This is a genomic window from Methanosphaera sp. A6, assembly GCF_001729395.1.
In the GTDB taxonomy this organism is placed as follows: Archaea; Methanobacteriota; Methanobacteria; order Methanobacteriales; family Methanobacteriaceae; genus Methanosphaera; species Methanosphaera stadtmanae.
The window spans coordinates 1-16,940 of sequence record NZ_MAIF01000107.1; the positions used below are offsets into that span (position 1 = coordinate 1).

14 protein-coding genes are annotated in these 16,940 nt (G+C 27.5%); 9 read left to right on the forward strand and 5 right to left on the reverse strand.

The features are described 5' to 3' along the window. Positions 1 to 174: 174 nt before the first annotated feature. Complete coding sequence (gene albA, locus A9758_RS03870) at positions 175 to 447, reverse strand: DNA-binding protein Alba (RefSeq protein ID WP_011405814.1); 273 nt, start codon at positions 445 to 447, stop codon at positions 175 to 177. A 116-nt stretch (positions 448 to 563) separates the two neighbouring features. Beyond that, a complete protein-coding gene (locus A9758_RS03875) occupies positions 564 to 2,063 on the reverse strand; it encodes a 2-isopropylmalate synthase (protein ID WP_011405815.1) in 1,500 nt (499 codons plus the stop codon). A 268-nt stretch (positions 2,064 to 2,331) separates the two neighbouring features. Here A9758_RS03875 and A9758_RS03880 point away from each other — a divergent pair, with 268 nt between their 5' ends. Continuing rightward, entirely contained in the window at positions 2,332 to 3,609 is a 1,278-nt protein-coding gene (locus tag A9758_RS03880; protein WP_011405816.1) for an amidohydrolase family protein, read from the forward strand. A 25-nt stretch (positions 3,610 to 3,634) separates the two neighbouring features. On the opposite strand, the gene A9758_RS03885 is transcribed toward A9758_RS03880, so the two are convergent. Together A9758_RS03885 and A9758_RS03890 are read right to left on the reverse strand one after the other, a co-directional pair. Next, positions 3,635 to 4,492: a tyrosine-type recombinase/integrase gene (locus A9758_RS03885; RefSeq protein ID WP_011405817.1), complete on the reverse strand. Its 858-nt coding sequence runs from the start codon at positions 4,490 to 4,492 to the stop codon at positions 3,635 to 3,637. Positions 4,493 to 4,632: 140 nt separating this feature from the next. Further along, a complete protein-coding gene (locus A9758_RS03890; protein WP_011405818.1) occupies positions 4,633 to 5,346 on the reverse strand; it encodes a DUF4012 domain-containing protein in 714 nt (237 codons plus the stop codon). Between the two features lie 178 nt (positions 5,347 to 5,524). Here A9758_RS03890 and A9758_RS03895 point away from each other — a divergent pair, with 178 nt between their 5' ends. The 8 genes from A9758_RS03895 (at position 5,525) to A9758_RS03930 (ending at position 15,586) form a co-directional block, all read left to right on the forward strand. Then, a complete protein-coding gene (locus A9758_RS03895) occupies positions 5,525 to 7,483 on the forward strand; it encodes a glycosyltransferase (RefSeq protein ID WP_011405819.1) in 1,959 nt (652 codons plus the stop codon). Between the two features lie 229 nt (positions 7,484 to 7,712). Beyond that, entirely contained in the window at positions 7,713 to 8,504 is a 792-nt protein-coding gene (locus A9758_RS03900; RefSeq protein WP_011405820.1) for an ABC transporter permease, read from the forward strand. A 23-nt stretch (positions 8,505 to 8,527) separates the two neighbouring features. Further along, positions 8,528 to 9,277, forward strand: a complete 750-nt coding sequence (locus tag A9758_RS03905) for an ABC transporter ATP-binding protein (RefSeq protein ID WP_011405821.1) — start codon at positions 8,528 to 8,530, stop codon at positions 9,275 to 9,277. A 57-nt stretch (positions 9,278 to 9,334) separates the two neighbouring features. Beyond that, positions 9,335 to 10,291, forward strand: a complete 957-nt coding sequence (locus tag A9758_RS03910) for a glycosyltransferase family 2 protein (protein WP_011405822.1) — start codon at positions 9,335 to 9,337, stop codon at positions 10,289 to 10,291. Positions 10,292 to 10,304: 13 nt separating this feature from the next. Beyond that, the gene (locus A9758_RS03915) at positions 10,305 to 11,174 is read left to right on the forward strand and encodes a glycosyltransferase family 2 protein (protein ID WP_011405823.1); all 870 of its coding nucleotides are present in this window, start codon (positions 10,305 to 10,307) and stop codon (positions 11,172 to 11,174) included. 82 nt (positions 11,175 to 11,256) lie between these two features. Next, positions 11,257 to 12,645 (forward strand): undecaprenyl-phosphate glucose phosphotransferase, encoded by a 1,389-nt coding sequence (locus A9758_RS03920; RefSeq protein ID WP_011405824.1) that lies wholly within the window; start codon positions 11,257 to 11,259, stop codon positions 12,643 to 12,645. A 16-nt stretch (positions 12,646 to 12,661) separates the two neighbouring features. Next, on the forward strand, positions 12,662 to 14,245 hold the full coding sequence (locus A9758_RS03925; protein ID WP_011405825.1) for a hypothetical protein: 1,584 nt from the start codon (positions 12,662 to 12,664) through the stop codon (positions 14,243 to 14,245). Between the two features lie 21 nt (positions 14,246 to 14,266). Continuing rightward, positions 14,267 to 15,586: a UDP-glucose/GDP-mannose dehydrogenase family protein gene (locus A9758_RS03930; RefSeq protein WP_011405826.1), complete on the forward strand. Its 1,320-nt coding sequence runs from the start codon at positions 14,267 to 14,269 to the stop codon at positions 15,584 to 15,586. A 29-nt stretch (positions 15,587 to 15,615) separates the two neighbouring features. Here the strand turns inward: A9758_RS03930 and A9758_RS03935 are convergent, their stop codons facing one another. Further along, entirely contained in the window at positions 15,616 to 16,752 is a 1,137-nt protein-coding gene (locus A9758_RS03935; protein WP_011405827.1) for a DUF1616 domain-containing protein, read from the reverse strand. Positions 16,753 to 16,940 lie beyond the last annotated feature (188 nt).

A 16,940-nucleotide genomic window follows, 5' to 3' on the forward strand; every position in this document is an offset into this window, starting at 1 on the left:
GTTTTTAGTTCTATAATTTATAAAAAGTAGGTTAAAATGTATTTTTTGTATAAAATAAGTTGAAATACTCTATATTTAGTTTTTTTAGAGAAATAAAAAAATTAATTATAATAAAAAAAGTATTATCTTTTAAAAAAATTTTAAAAAAGAAATATTATAAAAATACTTCTCTATCTATTTGCTTAATCTTATTTCGATTGCTGATACGTTGGAGGAGGTTCCTTCGTTTCCAACAATTTCTTCAGTACTTATGTCGATGCTTTTTACATCAACATCAGAAATAAATCTGTTTCTTACTATTTCAGCAACATCTACAGCTCTGCTTATAGCTCGGCCTCTTGCTTTTAGTATAACTTCTGTTACTCCGCTGTTCATTTGTGTTACTACAGCTAATACATAGTTCATTACTGGTTTGTTTCCAATGTATACAATATTTTCTTCTGCCATTTCAGTTCCTCCGTATAAAGTGACTATAATTATATAGTTATTAATTAATTTATAACTTAATATATTTAATATTAACGTTTTAGACTTATTCTTTCTCTATTATCCATAACTCATACTTAATTTCTAAGCATTAATAATTTGTTAGTTGAGCTAAGAATTGCATCAATACTTGCTTTTACAATATCCTCATCTGTTGCTCTACCAGTAGCTTTATTTCCATTTTCATCAACAGTTATAACAAATACTTCACCTAATGCATTGGTTCCACCTGTTATAGCTTCAATATGGTATTCTTCTAATTCAATATGTACAACTTCATTGATAAGTGATTGTATAGCATTTAATGCTGCATCTACAGGACCAACACCTGTTTCTGCACGATATTTAATTTCACCATCTAAATCTAGTTTTACAGTAGCTGTTGGTAGTGTACTGTCTCCTGTCATAACACTTATACCACAGAGTTTTATTCTTTCTTCTGTAGGTTTTCCTTGTATTGCCTCAGCAATAGATCTAAAATCAAGATCTGTAATAGTTTTACCAGCATCTCCTAATGATTTTATTTTTCTAAATAATGTGTTGAATTGTTCATCATTTAATTTAATGTTGTATTCATCAAGTTTTGCTCTAACAGCATTAGCTCCTGTTAATTTACCAAGAACAATTCTTCTTTTATGTCCTACTTCTTCTGGATTTAAAGCTTCATATGTTTCACTATTTGCAAGAATTCCCTGTACATGTATTCCAGCTTCATGAGCAAATGCATTTTCTCCAACTATTGCTTTGTTAGGTGGCATTTTAACTCCAGTAATTCTTGAAACTGTTTCGGAGGTATTTACAAGTAATTTTGAGTTGATGTTTGTATTTATGTCATAGAATTTATGTAAGGACATTACAATTTCTTCAAGTGAAGCATTACCTGCTCTCTCTCCAAGACCATTTATTGTACATTGTGCTTGTTTTGCTCCAGCTTCTATAGCAGCAAGTGTATTTGCAACTGCAAGTCCAAAGTCATTGTGACAGTGTACACTAATTGGTACATTAATTTCTTGTCTTAGATTTGTAATTAATTCATTCATTTTTCCAGGTCTTGTAACACCAACAGTATCTGGTACATTGATTTTATCTACTTTAGCATCTTGTACAGCACCAAATACTTTAAGTAGGTAGTCTAGTTCAGTTCTTGTAGCATCTTCACATGAAAATTCTGCTATAATTCCATGGTCTTTAATGTATTCAACAGCAGTAACTGCTTTATCAAGAATTTCTTCCTTGGACATTTTTAATTTATAATCCCTATGGAGTGGTGATGTTCCTATAAATGTGTGAATATAGTCTGCATCAGCATCTATTGCTTTATCAATATCTTTGGTTAATGCTCTGGCAAGACCACTAATTTGAGCATTTAATCCTAATTTACTTGCTTCTTTAAATGTTTTTTGTTCACCAAGTGATGCTGCAGGAAAACCCAATTCGATAACATCTACTCCAAGTTTATCTAATTTTTCAGCTATTGTTATTTTTTCATCAGTTGTTATCGTAACACCAGGTGTTTGTTCACCGTCTCTTAGAGTGGTGTCATATATCATAACATCTGATGGTGGGTTAAAAGTCATTTTATTTTTCACTCCTATAATATTATACTTATATATTATTTCTGTTATTTTATATAATATTATCTAATATGCTTTTTAAAAAAAGTATTAAAAAATTAAATTGATTTTAAATCAATAAAAACCATAATTTATAAGTTAAAATAGGTATCTTCTCTTTAAATCTTTATTTTTAATATAATAACTCATATTTTTCTATTAGAAAAATAACTATAAAAATAATTAGATTGTATTATATAACTATTTTATAACAATAAAATGAGGATTATGTATGAGTGAAACAACAAGTATATTAATTAAAGATACCACTATTTTATCAGATAAAATAAAAAAAGCATCCATATTAATTGTAGATAATACTATTGAAGAGATAAGTAATGATTTATCAGTGACTGATGCAAGTAAAGTTATTGATGGAACAAATAAGATAACAATGCCTGGCCTTGTTAACACACACTCTCATGTGGCAATGACACTGCTTAGAGGAGTAGGTGATGATGAAGAATTACAAACATGGCTTAATGATTATATATGGCCTAAAGAAGCAAAACTGGATGAAAAATTAGTATATGCTGGTTCAAAGTTGGCAATGGCTGAAATGATAAAAACAGGTACAACAACTTTTAATGATATGTATTTCTATATGGAAGAAACTGCAAAGGCAGTTGAAGAATCAGGAATAAGGGGAGTTTTAGGTTATGGTATGATTGATCTTTTTGATGATGAAAAAAGAAAACAAGAAATTAAAGCAACAAAAAATCTTATAAAAAACTCACACAATACTGCTAATGGTAGAGTACAAGTAGCAGTAGCACCGCATGCTCCATATACTTGTTCTAAGGAATTATTAAGTGAATCTAAAAAATTAGCTAATAAACATAATCTAAAATTACATATACATGTTTCAGAAACACAACAAGAAGTAAATGATTTAGAAAAACAGAGAAATCAAACACCATTTGAATATTTGGATAGTATAGATTTGCTTGATGAAAATACTATTGCAGCACATGGAGTATGGACAACAGATAATGAAATGAAACTTCTTAAAGAAAAACAAGTATCCATATCACATAATCCATCAAGTAATATGAAATTAGCATCAGGTATTGCACCAGTTAGTAAATATATTAAAAATGATATTAATGTAGCAATAGGTACTGATGGAGTATCTTCAAATAACAATCTAGACATGTTTAGTGAAATGAAACTAACAGCACTTCTACAGAAAGTAAATACTATGAATGCAAAAACACTACCAGCACAAGCAACATTCAATATGGCAACAGAGAATGGTGCTAGAGCATTAGGTATAAATACAGGTTCTATAAAAGAAGGTAAACTAGCAGATATTGTACTTGTTAATATGAATGTTCCACATATGATACCTGTTAGAAATCCATTAAGTAACATAATATACTCAGCATTAGGTAGTGATGTTGATACAGTAATATGTGATGGACAACTACTTCTAGAAGATAAGAAATTATTAACAATCAATGAAGAAGATGCTATTTATGATGCAAAATTAGCAGCACAACAGCTATAAAAAAAAGTATATGCTGGAAGCATATCTATTTAGCATATTCTCCAATACTTGAGAACTTCTCAATAATATCTTCTTTTTTTAATTCTTTTTGTGGTATGGATGTTATGTATTTATAATCATCATAATTTTCTGCAAAAAGTAAATCAAGATAATCTATTCCATGCATAATATATGAATTTCTAATATATCTTGTTTTAAGATTTTTAGAATAGAATGTAGTATTGTATTTAGCATCCAATTGTTGTGCAAGTATTTTGAAATTTCTTTGTATATGGTATGGCTTTAGTATGGGCTCCACAGGGCTTTCTGATTCAAAGATGTATGTTATATGATACTTTGAATACTTTATTAAGTCTTGTGCAAGAGAGGATGGTATTATCATATGTCGTTCTTTAGATTTTCTTCTAACTGTTATTATAACATGGCCCTCTGATGTTTTATATTTCAATTGTCTTTTTTTAAGTTGTAAAGCTTCAGTTAATCTAATACCTGTATATGCAAGAAGTCTTATAATTAATGAGTCTAGAGTGTTTGTTGTATCTTCTAGAATAATACTAATTTCTCGAGGTGTAAGATAATTTATGGGTTTTTCTTTTGTTTTTAAAAGCTTTAATTTTCCCACATAGATGTCTGTATAATCATTGAAAAATGATTTTACAATTATAAGTTGTTGATTTATGGTTTTTGGATGTATGTATCGTTTTAGAAGAAATGATTTGTATTTATATATTGTTGGATATATGTTGTCTTGAGTTATATTTGTATTTTCTGTTTTTTTTATGAATTTAAGAAATAGATTTAGGCAACTTGAATAGGTATTTCTTGTATTTTCATTTTTTATTTCATTTACATAGTTTAATATGACATTTTTATTTATAATCATATTCATCACATGGTATGTGTATTTAGTTATATATATATAGAATATGTTCTTGATTTAAATATATTTTTTATAAATAAGTTGTAATTATTAAAAGTTATAAAATATATTCTAAAAAAAAGTAATAGTTAGATTTAATTAATCTAACCTAAAAGATTATTTAATCCAGAATAGGATATAAATTGTGCAAATTCAGATGCTGGAACAGCTTTTATATTTCCTTGACTATACTGTTCAATTCCTGCTTGAATAAGAGCTCCTTTATTGTTATTTTTCTTAGCAGAATCAATAATTCCCTGTGCTAAGTTTTCTATAGCATCTCCACGAGTTGCACCATTATTTGATTGATCTTCTCTTAAAAAATCAATAGAACTTACATTTTCAACCAACTGACCATTTGAATATACAGGACCTACTGCATTAATCATAGCATCAATTGCTGTTGGTGTTACTACTAAAACCATATCTGTTTTCATACCTGTATGATATTCAACAATTTCCTGTGCAATCTTTGTCCCGTTTTCTAAGTCACTACTCCATAGTGAGTCATGTAAATACCATCTTGTAAGGCCTTCTGCTTGCATATCAGGTGTTGGAGTTAATGTTGGATGAGCAAGACCGCCTGGATATACTGGTGTCACATTACCCAGTTTTCCATTATTAACATTAACAACAAATGCCATATCAACTGAACCTACACCAGGTCTATTTTCAGAAGGATCACTACATAGTATGAGTATGTTATGCTCTCCTTTAAATGTTTTTTGTCCTTGCTGGTAATTTAGAAATAAATATACTCCAAATATTACAATAATAGCAAGTATGGCCAGTAATATTATTTTCTTTTTTGAAACCATATAATCATCCTATATATTATTATATATACTTCTTTGAATAATATTATTAAAATATATTTACATTCTAATGATATATTAAATTAATTAATAATAACATACATAATGTAACACAGAACTATTTATTAAATCTAATATTAGATAATAAATACATAATTATGAATAATTGGAGGTAATTATCTTGAAAATACCACACATATTTGATGAGGATATAGAAAGAATAAGGGAGCTTAGAAATGAAGTATCTGATTCAAAAAACATCTTTAAAGACAAAGTATCCTCTGTTTTAAAAAGTTCCATTAAAAATAAGAAAGTTCTATCAAAACAGGAAAGGAAAGAAGTATCTTTAAAAATATTAAATGATAATAAATCCCATGAAATACCATTAAACAAAAAACTACCTCTAGTTTCAATAATTATTAAAGCAACACATAAAAACTATCTATTAAATCTATTAAACACATTTTCTACACTGGATACATATTATTCGAACTATGAATTAATTATAATTCATAACATGAAAGATGATCTTTTAAAATACATAGATAATAAGAAAGATGTTATTTTAGTGTCCTGTGAAGATAAATCATTAACACAAGCAGAAAATGAGGCATCACATAAATCTAAGGGTGAATATTTATTATTTATTGATGATGATACTATACCCTTCGATGGATTTTTAAATCATATGGTAAATACAATGCTTACAAAAGAAAATGTAGGTGTTGTAGGTTCACGTTTAATTTATCCAGAATTAAAACTCAATAGAACCAAAAGTTATAAAGTTGCACATGAAGGAATCTATTTTAGGGAAAAAAATAACCTTATAGAAACATACAATAAAAATGATGGAAGAAGATATTATACAGCAGATGAAGAAGAATGTGAAGTAATAGCAACTTCATCAGTTGCATTTTTAGTTAAAAAATCAGTACTTATGGGTGTAGGTGGATTTAATGAGAATTATGTTGAATTTTATGAAGTAATAGATTTATGTTTAAGACTACATAAAAAAGATTATAAAAACTATTATAATCCAAAAGTAATGTTATATCATTTTTGTCTTGAAAATCATGATGTGGATGTATTTGAAAGGGATAAAAAAATATTTATCAACACATGGAATAAATACATCTTACATAATCTATTAAAAGATAAATTATATGCAAATTATCTCTTCTCAGATAAGGCATTAACAGTAGCATTAGTTGTTACACAAAGTGTCTGTGAAACAACAGCCGGAGACTTTTTCACAGCAATAACACTTGCACATAACTTGAAAGATTTTGGATGGAATATTAAATTCTTATCACAGCACCCCTCAAAGTATGAGAGAAATTGGTATCATTTAGATGATGATATTGATGTTGTAATATCCTTGCTTGATAGATATAATCTAAGAAAAATAGAATCAAATAGAAAATCACTCATAAAAGTAGCATGGATACGTAACTGGTTTGAAAGGTGGATGAAACTCTCATATCTTGATGATTATAACATAATACTCTCAAGTAGTAAAAAAGCATGTGGTGTTATTGGAGAAAAAATAGATAGAAAAGTATATTTCTATCCACTAGCAACAGATTCAACTATTTTCAATGAAAAACTACAACCTAACAATGAATATATTTGTGATTACTGTTTTACTGGAAGTTATTGGAAGTCAGATAGAGAGATTATATCGGCTCTTTGTCCTGATAATATAGATTATACATTTAATTTATATGGAGCAAATTGGGATAAGATTCCAAGTCTTAAAAAGTATCATAAGGGTTTTATAAAATATGATGATATTCCACAGGTTTATGCTTCTACAAAGATAGTACTTGATGATGCAAATCATGTTACACGAGGCTGGGGATCAGTAAATAGTCGTGTATTTGATGCATTTGCATCTGGATGTTTAGTACTTACGAATGGAACAATGGGAAATACTGATTTATTTAATGGTATGATACCTGAATATCATTCAAAGGAAGAATTACAAGATAAACTTAATTATTATATGGAACATACCCATGAAAAAGAGAAAATAGTGCAGGAGATACAGGAAATTATACTTGAAAAACACACCTATAAACACAGAGCAACTAAATTAAAAAGTCTTCTTAACTTCTATATACATAAATATACTGATTAATTCAATTCTTCTTTTTTTATTTTATATGTTAAAGTAATAGGTATATGTCTTATTTTTTGAAAAACTACTTATTATTACTTCTTTTTTATTATTTAAATATAGAAATATATAATATACTAGAATAATATATCTAATAATTAATTGGATTATTAAACATATTTATTATTAATGCTTTAATATGAATTGTTTAATTCTCTTTTCAGTGTATAATGACGTGGAGCATTATAATATGGGAATGAATAATATATATGAAAAAATTACTAATTTTTACAAGTATAAATCCTTACTTAGTGAATTAGTACAAAGAGATATTAAAATAAAATATAGAAGGTCTGTTCTAGGTATTTTATGGAGTTTTCTAGATCCATTATTATCAATGATTGTATTAACAATAATATTTTCAACATTATTTTCAAAAACTATTCCTAATTATCCAGTATATTATCTTAGTGGAATGTTAACATATGCTCTGTTTAGGGGAGGATCAACCGCTGCTATGCGTTCACTTGTAAGTTCGTCAGGTATATGGAAAACAATTTATGTTCCAAAGTATTTATATGTATTATCAGCAGTTTTATCAAATTTTGTAACTTATGTTTTATCATTAGTAATTTTATTTGCAATAATGTTAATAATGAAAGTACCATTTACAATATATATAATATTTGCAAGTTTACCAATACTAGCAGTTTTAATGTTTACTACAGGTGTGGGACTTGTTATGGGAACTTTAAATGTGTTCTTTAGAGATATGCAACATTTATATAGTGTACTTACACTAGTTTTAATGTATGCTTTACCTATATTCTATCCAGCAAGTATTGTTCCTGTACAATTTAGGTTTATACAAGACTTCAATCCATTATATCATATGCTTGTATGTATAAGATCTTGTTTCTTGTATGGAACATTATATCCAATATCATCATTGATTATTTCATTAGTATCAGGTCTTGTATTTCTGGTATTAGGACTGTTCTTATTATATAAATTTCAGGATAAATTTGTATTATATGTATAAATATTTTGTAGGAGGAAAGTGTTTTGGATAAAAATAAGGTAGTTATTGATGTGGAAGATGTGGCTATGAAATTTAATTTAGGCCAGGAAAAAACAGATAACTTTAAGGAATTTGTAATTAAAGCACTGAAAAAAGAACTTCTTTTTCAGCCATTTTGGGCATTAAAAGGAGTTTCATTTAAGATTCATAAGGGTGAAAAGGTAGCATTCATAGGTTCAAATGGTGCTGGAAAAAGTACATTATTAAAAATCATAGCAGGAGTTATGAAACCAACAGAAGGTTCTGTTGAAGTACATGGTCGTATAGCACCACTTTTAGCACTAGGAGCAGGTTTTGATTATAATTATACTGGTAGTGAAAATATTTTCCTTAATGGATCTTTTCTTGGATACTCTAAACAATATATGCATGATAAGTATGATGAAATAGTTGAATTTTCAGAAATTGGTGATTTTATTGATGTTCCTGTAAAAAACTATTCATCAGGTATGAAATCTCGTCTAGCATTTTCAATAGCAACAACAGTAAAATCTCAGATACTTATATTAGATGAAGTATTGTCTGTGGGTGATGCAGCATTTAAGGCTAAATCAACTAAAAGAATGAAAGAAATGATGGCTGGGGATGTTACATTACTATTTGTATCACATTCAATCTCTCAAGTAAAAGAATTATGTGATAGAGCAATATGGCTTGATCATGGAAAAGTACTTATGGATGGAGAAGTTAATGAAGTCTGTGATAAATACCTTGAATTTGTAAGAAATAAATAGATTCTATATCTATTCTATTTTTCTTAAGAAAAAAACTTTTTTTTAGGTTTTGTTATAATGAACAAATCAGATAATAAAATAACAGTTATAATTCCCAATTATAATAATCAGAAATTATTAGCAAATCTACTTGAATCACTAAAACAAGTTACATTACCTCATGATATTATTATTGTAGATAATGCATCAAGTGATAATAGTACTACATATATTAAAACTAATTTTCCAGAGATTACTTTAATAGAAAACAAAACAAACACTGGTTTTGCTCATGCTGTAAATCAGGCAATAAAAATTGCTACAACAGATTATGTGTTACTTCTAAATAATGATACTATTGTAACAGAATCTGCATTTAAAAACATGTTTGATTTAATTAGTACTGACTCATCAATCTTTTCAGTCACATCTAAAATGATTCAAAAACATAATCCAAATTTAATTGATGATACAGGAGATGAATATTCAATCATGGGTTGGACAAAAAAAAGAGGATTTAATCATTCTGTATCTGAATTTACACAAAGTGGTGAAGTATTTGGGGCATGTGCAGGAGCAGCACTATATAGGCGGCTTGTTTTTCTAGAAATAGGTTATTTTGATGAAAATTTTGAAAGCTATGTTGAAGATGTGGATATAAGTATAAGGGCAAGACTCTATGGATACACTTCATACTACTGTGCTGATGCTATTATATATCACTATGGTAGTGCAACATCTGGTTCTAAATATAATTCATTTAAGGTAAGAATATCTGCAAGAAACAACATATATCTATTATACAAGAATCTATCATTATGGATGAAGATAGTTAATTTTATTTTCATAGTAATGGGTATTGTTATTAAATACTTATACTTCTATAGAAAAGGTTATGGTCAAGATTATATTGGTGGTGTATGTGAGGGTTTTAGAACAAGAAAACAATTAGATAAAATAGAAGGTGTTTCCTTTAAGAATTATCTTAAATTAGAATTATTATTAATAAAAAATACTTTTAAATATTTATCATAACAAAGGTGGGAGAATGGATCTTTCAATTATCATAGTTAATTATTGCACATATCAACTAACAAAACAGGCAATTGATTCACTAATAGATACTATTGAGGGTATTAGTTATGAAATTATTGTAGTGGATAATGCATCAGGTGATGATAGTTTAAATAGACTCATAAAAGACTATGAAAATACTTCTTTTGTATCATTCATTCCAAATAACAACAATGATGGTTTTGCTGTGGCAAATAATATTGGTTTTAGAGCTTCATGTGGGGACTATATTTTACTTCTTAATAGTGATGTTGTAGTAGGTGATAAAACAATTATTTCATCACTTAATTTTATTAAAAAAGATGAAACTATTGGTGCTCTGGGATGTAAAGTACTACTTCCAGATAATACTCTTGATAAGGCATGTAGAAGATCTTTTCCAACTCCTCTTGTTTCATTCTATAGAATGGTGGGTTTATCTAGGTTATTCCCAATGAGTAAACAATTTAATAAGTATAATTTATCATATCTTGATGAAGATGATGTATACTCTGTTGATTGTATTGTTGGAGCATTCATGTTAATAAGAAAAGATGTGTATGAATTATGTGGTGGACTTGATGAATCATATTTTATGTATGGTGAAGATATAGATTTATGTTACAATATTAAAGAATTGGGATATGATGTTGTATACTATGGTAAAAAAGAAGTAATTCATTATAAGGGGGCAAGTGGTTCAAATAAACGTTTATTATATGAATTCTATAATTCAATGAATATCTTCTATAATAAACATTATAGGGATAAGTACAATCCATTAATTAACCTAGTAATGTATATTGGTATTTGGACTATGTACTATGTTAAATTACTGATTTTTCACATAAAACAACACATATAGTACTTACTTTTTTTTTATTTATTTTTTGAATAATTTTTATTATCCATAAAAAACATATATTAAAATAATAGGAGTTTGTGTTATGATACGAGAAAATCAAAATGTTTTTAATATATGTAATGTTTTACTAGATATTCTAGTATTGGTTATATCAGTGTTTTTCTTGTATCATACATCAATGATACAACATAGGTATCCAATATCATTTTATTATACAACACTACTTTCTCTATTTATATTATTAATACCTAGTTATCTGTTCTTATATTATGAATTTAAATTATACACACCTCAAAGAACAAATAGAAGTATTTTTTCAGAATCATCAAAAATTTTACAAGTAAATTTCTTTGAATATTTATTTTTATCAGCAATGTGTTATATGGAATTTTTAAATGTTTCAGCAGATTTTCTAATTAGTTTTTTAGTAATTAATTCTATTTTAGCAGTAATAGAACGCTCTATTATTAGAGGATTTCTAAGATTACTTAGAAGTAAGGGTTTTAATATAAAATATGTTCTAGTTATTGGTGCAGGAGAAGTTGGAAGAAATCTTGTAGAAACTATAAAAATTAACACATACTTAGGATATAAAGTTATAGGCTTTCTTGATGATAATGTAATAGGTACTGTTAATGATGTTAAGGTAATTGGAAAAATAAATACTTTAGAATCGATACTAGATACACACATGATTGATAGAGTTATTGTAAGTATTGCACCACGTCATTATAAGACATTAGAATCTATAATGGCTTGTTGTGAAAAGATGGGTGTCCGTGCAGATATAGTTCCAGATTATTATAGGTTTATAACATCTCATCCTACTATTGAGCTCTTGGATAACATTCCATTAATTAGTGTTCGTTATCTACCCCTTGATATTTCAATTAACAAGTACTTAAAAAGAACATTTGATGTTTTATTCGTTGTTGTAGCATCAATAATATTATCTCCACTTCTTGTGATTGTTGCAATAGCAATAAAACTAACATCTCCAGGTCCAATTATATATAAACAAGAACGTGTAGGTGAGAATGCAAAACCATTTATGATATATAAATTTAGAAGTATGAAATCTGAAAATGAATATATTGATGATAAAAAATGGACACAGAAAGATGATCCAAGAGTAACAACTATTGGTAAAATCATTAGAAAAACAAGTATTGATGAATTACCACAATTCTATAATATTTTCAAGGGGGATATGAGTCTTATTGGACCAAGACCAGAAAGACCATATTTTGTAAATAAATTCAGAGAATCAGTACCTAAATACATGATAAAGCATCATGTTAAGCCGGGTATGACTGGATGGGCACAGGTTAATGGTTATAGGGGTAATACATCTATTGTAAAGAGAATTAAATATGATATTTATTATGTTGAAAACTGGTCTATAATGTTGGATATTCGTATCTTTTTTAAAACATTACCTGCTCTATTAAATGATAAAAACGCATACTAAAGAAGTTGATATAATTATGAATATAAATTTTAATAAAAAGAAATATTTGCTAATTCCATTAATACTAGCAGCCATACTTTCTTTATCTGTATTATTTAGTAGTAAATGGCCACTTAGTTGGGATATATACACTCATATCAATTATGCAATAACATATATTAATTATGGAATCACAACAGTAGATCCATACTTAAATGCACCTAATGGTAAGGAAATTGGTTATGTACCATTATTTCATATATTGTTAATAGTTATTTCATCAATTACAAATACTAGTCTTATTGATACGGCTCGTATAATTCAAACAATAACTCCAGTTATTATAACATCAATAATTGTATATGTTACATATAAAATGTATGATGAGGTAGCAGCTATCGTTGCTGGTATATTATTAGTATCTAGTTTCATGTTTACACGATTACTACTTCCTATTCCCGAAACAATAGCATTAATCGTGTTTATAATAGGTGTTTATTTATTTTATCAATCAACTATTGATAATAAAATGATTTATGCATTCATATCTGGATTTTTAACATTGCCTCTTATGGGAATACATTTTTCATCATGTGTCTATTATGTGATATTAATTTCAGTGTTGATGATTGCACAATGTATTATTCAAGGAAAACTTGTTGGACTTAAATCATATGGAGTTTTCTTGTTGGCATTAATTATTGTTGGACTTTGTGGAGTATTTGCTTTAATAACATATAGCCCATCACATTTATCTCAGTTTATAACTGGATTTAATTCAGTATTAAATGACCCTCTTTCATTGTTTATGGGTCAAAAAGCAATGGGATTAGAACGTTACATAAAATGTGTAGGTCTATTACCTCTAGTTTGTGGTTTTATAGGCCTTTGTTTATCTTTTAGAAATAGGGAAGTGTTATTTGTTAGTGCATGGACATTAATTGCATTTATATTTAGTAATATGCACTGGTTTGGAATACCTGTGTATACATTTAGAATGCTTATTTATCTATTAATACCTCTTGTTATACTTGGAGGATATGGTGTTTCAAAGATATACGGGTATTTAATAAATACTAATAAAAAACAACAAGGTGTAATATTAATATTACTCTTAATAATTCTATCATATGGTTGTGGATATATGTCAATACATGATGATTCTGCAAAGATTACATCAGCATCCACCCAAATAGGTGATTATCAAATAGCTCCACCTACATCAGATGAAGAAGAAGTAATAAATTGGTTTAAAAATGAAGATACACAAAACAAATCAATACTTACAAACAACCAATTCTTTGGTACAGTAGTATCAAGTATAGATGAAATTCCACTACATTATAAATTTGATGTATATACAAATAAATCATCACAAAAATCATCATTAAAAACATTTAATAATGAAAAGATAGGTTATATTATATATGATAAAACACTCGTTGTAAATAATTCCTCAGATTATAGTAATCTGGAGGTAATCTCTGTAAATGGAAGTTATTATCCATCCTATTACTTTACCAAGGAAATAACTGAAAAAAACTTCGATCAAATAAAACTAACGAACACTGAGAAGGTATTTGAAAATAACAGATTCATAATATGTAAGATAAAGTCTTAAATTCAAATGGAGGGAAATTACATGAATATTACAATAATTGGGACAGGATATGTGGGATTAGTAACAGGTACTTGTTTTTCAGAGATGGGAAATGAAGTATACTGTGTGGATGTTATTGAAGAAAAAATAGAATCCCTAAAACAAGGAATAATACCAATATATGAACCAGGACTTGAAGAATTAATAAAACATAACTACAACAATGGAAACCTACATTTTACAACAGATCTATTTGAAGGTCTATCCGATTCACAACTCTGTTTTATAGCAGTAGGAACACCTATGGGTGAAGATGGAAGTGCAGATTTAAGATATGTAAGACAGGTTGCAAAACAAATAGGACAAACAATAACTCAGGACATAATTGTAGTTGATAAATCAACAGTTCCAGTGGGAACAGCAGATGAAGTTGAAACAATAATAAATAAAGAACTTGATAAAAGAAATAAAAACTACAAGGTAACAGTTGTTTCAAATCCAGAATTTCTAAAGGAAGGAACAGCAGTAAATGATTTTATGCACCCCGAAAGGGTTATTGTTGGAACAGATGATGATTCTGCAGCAGAAATTATGAAAGAATTATATGATCCATTTACTAAAAATCATGAAAGAATGATAATAATGGATGTACGTAGTGCAGAAATGACAAAATATGCATCAAATTCAATGCTTGCAAATAGAATATCCTTTATGAATGAAATGGCAAATATATGTGATAAAATCGGTGCAAATATTGATAATGTACGTAGAGGTATGGGTAGTGATTCAAGAATAGGTCATAGTTTCCTATATCCTGGATGTGGATATGGTGGAAGTTGTTTTCCTAAGGATGTTACAGCTCTAATAAAAACAGCACAAGACAATGGATTAAATCCTGTACTACTAAAAAGTGTAGAAGAAGTAAATCATAATCAGAAATATTATTTAATAAATAAGATAATTAACATATTTGGAGAAGATTTATCAGGATTAACATTTGCACTATGGGGATTGGCATTTAAGCCTGAAACAGATGATATGAGAGAAGCATCATCAATTATAATAGTAGAAAATCTTCTAAAAATGGGAGCAAAAGTTAATGTCTATGATCCAAAGGCAATGGATGTTGCTAAAGAATTTTACTTTAAAGATTTGGATGTAAATTATTTTAGTGACAAGTATTCAGTTTTAGAAGATGCTGATGCTTTGATTTTAGTTACTGAGTGGAAAGAATTTAGAAATCCTAATTTTAATAAAATAAAATCTCTACTTAAAAATAACATAATATTTGATGGCAGAAATCAGTATAAAAATAGTTATATGAAAAAATTAGACTTTGAATATCATGCTGTAGGAAAATAAAATTATTCTCCTACAAACATTACTTTTTTTTATATTACATTGACATATAAATGACGTTTAATATATGGTTGTCCACGTTGTGTGTATAAAACATACTGTATATCCTTACGTCCTGGTGTCATAGTTAAATTCACAGGTATCACTTTAGATTCTTCATCTTTTAATGTGATTTTTTCCTCTGATAAGACCTTGGATGTTTCATTATGAACTTCAATTTTCATTGTATAGCTCATTTTTTTATTTTCATGATTTGTAATATTAACTTGACTTGTTATATTTTCATTACTTGTCATATTGATATAACCATCACTACCTGCTGTTTGATTAATTCCTTCAACAACAAATGTAGTGTTTCCTTTTGTTAAATTTTCTGTTGTTATTGTAATACCTACAAGAATTAATGCTAACAATCCAATGATTGTTATAAATAGTAAGGCTCTATTTATTTTTGGATGAGTGTATCTTTGGTTATTGTTGACTTTTTTAACTCTGGAAAGATATGCTGGTATTATTATGATATATGTAAGAATTATAAGTACAATTGATGTATGTGCCATGTTAATACTACTTTCTACTCCATAGAGAATTAGGCCTATTGTTGAAGTTATTATTAAACTTAAGAATACTGCAATTCCAACTCTTTCAAGTAGTGTTAATTCATCTTTTTTAGGAAGTAATGAATTTAATATGTAATATCCTGGAATAAATGCAACAAATGGTGCACATAGACCATACCAAACTGGAATAATATTGAATGGTGGTATTAAAATTCCCACAAGTGTAACTAAACCTAATATTATAATAACATATAAAGATTTTTTTGTTGAATTTTCAATATCTATATTAATATTAAAAATATCCTTATCATGTTTTGTTCTATAAACTGCAATTAGTATGAGTATAATTGAAATAATAGTCATGACAAGCAAGATACTGGTCATTGTTAACTGCATGAAGTATATTGTGATTATAGCACTTATTAATGAGAAAATAATAGCAAAACCTAATATTAATATAATTTTTCGAATTATTTGTTTAGTATTAGTTTTAGGATAAATAATAAATGTACTAACAAGACCTATAATTAGAAAATTAATAGAAAACAATCCAATCATAATATTTTGGTCTGAAGTTATACTAAAGAAACTTATTATAAATGTTATCAATGTTATTATTCCCAAAATACCTAATTTTTGTAATGATTTTTGTACTATATGTGTCCCTCCCCTTTTTTCTTTGAATATATCTAGTATATTATTAATTATTTCTCTATTAATTTATAAAGTTTATTATTAAATAATCAATATTCGATTAATATTAAAAATAGATAATTATATATCACAGTACTTGATGC

Coding starts and splice junctions, on each gene's coding strand:
- albA (WP_011405814.1), bottom strand. CDS start 447: ATGGCAGAAGAAAATATTGTATACATTGGAAACAAACCAGTAATGAAC.
- A9758_RS03875 (WP_011405815.1), bottom strand. CDS start 2,063: ATGACTTTTAACCCACCATCAGATGTTATGATATATGACACCACTCTA.
- A9758_RS03880 (WP_011405816.1), top strand. CDS start 2,332: ATGAGTGAAACAACAAGTATATTAATTAAAGATACCACTATTTTATCA.
- A9758_RS03885 (WP_011405817.1), bottom strand. CDS start 4,492: ATGATTATAAATAAAAATGTCATATTAAACTATGTAAATGAAATAAAA.
- A9758_RS03890 (WP_011405818.1), bottom strand. CDS start 5,346: ATGGTTTCAAAAAAGAAAATAATATTACTGGCCATACTTGCTATTATT.
- A9758_RS03900 (WP_011405820.1), top strand. CDS start 7,713: ATGGGAATGAATAATATATATGAAAAAATTACTAATTTTTACAAGTAT.
- A9758_RS03910 (WP_011405822.1), top strand. CDS start 9,335: ATGAACAAATCAGATAATAAAATAACAGTTATAATTCCCAATTATAAT.
- A9758_RS03915 (WP_011405823.1), top strand. CDS start 10,305: ATGGATCTTTCAATTATCATAGTTAATTATTGCACATATCAACTAACA.
- A9758_RS03920 (WP_011405824.1), top strand. CDS start 11,257: ATGATACGAGAAAATCAAAATGTTTTTAATATATGTAATGTTTTACTA.
- A9758_RS03925 (WP_011405825.1), top strand. CDS start 12,662: ATGAATATAAATTTTAATAAAAAGAAATATTTGCTAATTCCATTAATA.
- A9758_RS03930 (WP_011405826.1), top strand. CDS start 14,267: ATGAATATTACAATAATTGGGACAGGATATGTGGGATTAGTAACAGGT.